General features: G+C 44.0%; 2 protein-coding genes and 1 pseudogene. All 3 read left to right on the top strand.

Annotation, left to right across the window (positions count from 1 at the left end; translation table 11 throughout):
* A partial coding sequence (locus tag PAN06_RS14280; protein WP_269796661.1) for a PTS system mannose/fructose/sorbose family transporter subunit IID occupies positions 1 to 624 on the top strand: 624 nt, incomplete at its 5' end.
* 11 nt (positions 625 to 635) lie between these two features.
* Positions 636 to 1,040 carry a PTS sugar transporter subunit IIA gene (locus PAN06_RS14275; protein ID WP_003009328.1) on the top strand — a complete coding sequence of 135 codons (405 nt, stop codon included), beginning with the start codon at positions 636 to 638 and terminating at the stop codon, positions 1,038 to 1,040.
* Between the two features lie 83 nt (positions 1,041 to 1,123).
* Positions 1,124 to 1,315: pseudogene (gene agaS / locus PAN06_RS14270) on the top strand (tagatose-6-phosphate ketose isomerase); the annotation flags it as partial.

Genomic DNA, 1,315 nt, shown 5'->3' with positions numbered 1-1,315 from the left:
CAATTCTTCAATACTTCACCATTCTTCCACACCATTATCACTGGTTTTGACCTTGCTCTGGAAGAAAAAGATGGTGTCAAATCAAAAGATGCGGTGAACGGGATCAAGACAGGTCTCATGGGACCATTCGCTCCTCTTGGGGACTCAATCTTTGGATCATTGGTACCAGCTATTATGGGTTCAATCGCAGCAACTTTGGCTATTGCAGGAAACCCAGCCGGTATCTTCTTGTGGATCGCTGTGGCAGTTGCTTATGACATTTTCCGTTGGAAACAGTTGGAATTTGCCTATAAAGAAGGGGTTAACCTCATCAACAATATGCAAAGTACCTTGACAGCTTTGATCGACGCAGCTGCCGTTCTGGGTATCTTCATGGTTGGTGCCTTGATTGCCAGCATGATTGGTGTTGAAGTTTCTTGGACTCCACACATTGGGGACAAAGCGATTGAAATTCAAGATATGCTCAACCTTATCTTCCCACGTTTGGTACCAGCTATCATCACAGGTGTAATCTACTGGTTGCTTGGACGTAAGGGTATGAACTCTACAAAAGCTATCTTGCTCATCATCCTTGCAGCAATCGCATTCTCAGCATTTGGCCACTTCTTCTTTGGAATGGCATAATGGAGTAAGGTATGGCAAAAGAGTTAGTATTGGTCAGCCATGGTCGCTTTTGTGAAGAGCTCAAAGCGAGCACAGAGATGATTATGGGACCACAAGAATCCATCCATACGGTTGCACTCTTACCAGAAGAAGGACCAGAAGACTTTACTGCTAAATTAGAAGCAACAGTCCAAGGTCTAGAAGACTATATTGTATTTGCCGATCTCTTGGGAGGAACTCCTTGCAACACCGTGAGCCGCTTGATCCTTGAAGGACGTGCGATTGACTTATACGCAGGGATGAATCTTCCGATGGTTATCGAATTCATCAATAGTAGCCTGACTGGTAATGAAGGGGACTACCCTGAACGTGCAAAAGAAAGTATTGTCAAGGTCAATGACCTCTTGTCAAACCTTGATGATGATGAAGATGAGTAGGTTGGTATGGGAGTCTGGGAGCATCATCTCAGGCTCCTTTCCCATTTATCAACGTTAGATTGTAGAAAGGAACAACAGTTTCTATGTTAGACTATACAAAAGAAGACTTGCAGGAGCTAGGAGCAGAGATCACAACACGTGAGATTTACCAACAACCAAGTGTTTGGAAAGAAACGGCTCGCTTGTACCAAGAAAGAAAAGCGGAAATCAAAGCTTTCTTAGAAAAGATTGGGCAAGAGCATGACTATATCAAGGTCATCTTGACAGGGGCAGGA

This window comes from Streptococcus sp. SM3, from assembly GCF_027497875.1.
Note: the sequence above shows the minus strand (reverse complement) of the source record. Positions and strands in the feature narration are given on the sequence as shown.